Source organism: Paenibacillus sp. 3LSP (assembly GCF_032465655.1).
GTDB classification, from domain to species: Bacteria; Bacillota; Bacilli; order Paenibacillales; family Paenibacillaceae; genus Fontibacillus; species Fontibacillus barengoltzii.
Window position 1 is genome coordinate 1 of sequence record NZ_JAWDJI010000009.1, and the last position, 1,901, is coordinate 1,901.

General features: G+C 50.4%; 4 protein-coding genes. 1 reads left to right on the forward strand and 3 read right to left on the reverse strand.

Translation table 11 applies throughout. The features are described 5' to 3' along the window. The first annotated feature begins 66 nt into the window (after positions 1–66). Positions 67–393, forward strand: coding sequence for a hypothetical protein (locus tag RW092_RS00505; RefSeq protein ID WP_316009220.1), 327 nt, complete (start codon positions 67–69; stop codon positions 391–393). A gap of 82 nt (positions 394–475) precedes the next feature. On the opposite strand, the gene RW092_RS00510 is transcribed toward RW092_RS00505, so the two are convergent. The 3 genes from RW092_RS00510 to RW092_RS00520 form a co-directional block, all read right to left on the reverse strand. After that, positions 476–745 (reverse strand): holin, encoded by a 270-nt coding sequence (locus RW092_RS00510; protein ID WP_410055494.1) that lies wholly within the window; start codon positions 743–745, stop codon positions 476–478. A 19-nt stretch (positions 746–764) separates the two neighbouring features. After that, positions 765–1,676 carry a peptidoglycan recognition protein family protein gene (locus tag RW092_RS00515; RefSeq protein ID WP_316009221.1) on the reverse strand — a complete coding sequence of 304 codons (912 nt, stop codon included), beginning with the start codon at positions 1,674–1,676 and terminating at the stop codon, positions 765–767. Between the two features lie 2 nt (positions 1,677–1,678). Next, the coding region (locus RW092_RS00520) for a hypothetical protein (RefSeq protein ID WP_316009222.1) at positions 1,679–1,901 on the reverse strand (223 nt) is incomplete at its 5' end.

Below are 1,901 nucleotides of genomic sequence, written 5' to 3' on the forward strand. Positions count from 1 at the left end.
CCCCCGGGGGGATGGAAATGAACCTAAAAGAGCTTTTTAAAGATACTATACGAGGGAGGCTTTAGTATGACCTTTTTTGATAAATTTGTAGAGGCATTTGAGAAACAAAAGAACGATCCGGAGTTTATTGATCAGCAAAACGAAAAGAAAAGACTTAACGAAGAAATAGCACTAGCACTTGCTACAATACAAGATGAGGCAAGTAGTATGGGTCATGAATTCTTTTTTAGCCCTCCACCACAAGGATCTGATGAAACTTGGACAGCACATTACAAAGGCGAGATGTTTGCTATTTTTAATCGTGAGGTAAAAAATAAAAATAACGAAAAGCAAATGAACACCCTTGAATCTGTGAAAGAAATACTTATGGAAAAAATAAAATTTATTCAGTAAAAGAAAAAGCCCCGCTAACCAATTACGGTCAGCGGGCTATTCTACCGGTGCCTCCGGATTTCTTTTTCCAATATATCACAGACTATTCTTTTGTGCTACCATCACGTTTATTTCCTAACTCAAACAGCCCCGTTGCCGACAACCCAGCCAGCCCCCCAGCCCATAGCCTTAGCACCAGATCCAAGGACGTGAACGGGGATGCGGCGGCACCTACCAGGATGCCGATCACCACACCGATCAGCGGGACGATGTTTTTCGGCAGGTTGACGGTCGTTTTCACCAGTTGCACCAATGCCAACACAAACACGGCCAGCACCGAGGCAAAGGCCATAACGTTGTTCAATGCTTCCATGATTAACAATACTCCTCTCTTATTCTTCTGGAATACCTGCGGCTCGCCGCAAATAGTTCGCCAGATTATTAAAATGCTGCGCCCGCTCTCTGTTCCCCTCGTCCCGAGCCTTAAACCAAGCCGGAGAAAGCCAGCGGATGATGATCTCCTGAGCATTGCTCTTAGGCAGCTTTACCAGCGGCGCGGCAGCCATCCCGGGTGTCAGCGGGATGCCGGAGGCCATCCGTAGGTTGTTGGCCAAGTTGTGATAATGAGTTTTGCCGACCTCATCCCCGGCCCGCTGTGATGCAAACCACGCCAGAGATACATAGTTGTCGATCAATGTCTGGGCGATCCCAGCCGGCAGCGGGGTAAAGTCCGGCGGCGTGATCGGCGCAGCCAGCTCTGCGGCGACGTCGTTGATCAGATCCTTGAGCGTCTTACCTCCCACCTTCAGCGCCTGCTCGCAGTCGGATTTACGCGCTGGGTCCAACTGTTTGTGGCTGGCAATGTGCGTCGACGGGTTTTTACCCCAACGGTCGCAGCAATAGGCCAAGTACCAAACAAACCGCTTATACGCCTCTGTAAAGGTGATCCGACCGCCGTAACACAACTCTATCCCAAGCGCCGCGTCGTTGGCATCATAGCCAAATAGGTCGTTGTCGGTTGTCACGTTATACAAAACGTGCCAAGCTTTCTCTGCCGGATCCGGACCGGTACCCGTCGGGATGATCTCCAGAATCTTGGTGTCGTCAATAAACACATGGGCCGACGCTGAGCGATCGGTCAGGTTGTTAAAGTATTTGAAATGGTTGTCCGCCGTAGCCCCGGGATTGCCCGTGTCATGTGCAACAAAAAAGGCCGGTGTCACGGTTTTAAGCCGGGTGCCTGGCCGCGTGTTTGAGCGCTTGGTAATGTACCGGCGCTCGATTGGGTATTTGGTTTTGTCCAAGGTTATCCCCTCCCATCTTCCTCTAGGCGGTCGATCCGCTTATGTGCTTGTTTTGCCGATTCCTCGACCCGTGTGAGCCGCTCGGAGATCGCTTCAAAACGTTGTCCTTGCAGTTTTTGTTCGACCTTCATGTCGTCCACACCACGCTTAATGTACTCTAAATCAGCACGCTGTACGGCCGAATTAGCTGACTCCTCTGCTACCTCTTTTTTAACGGTCCTCGCC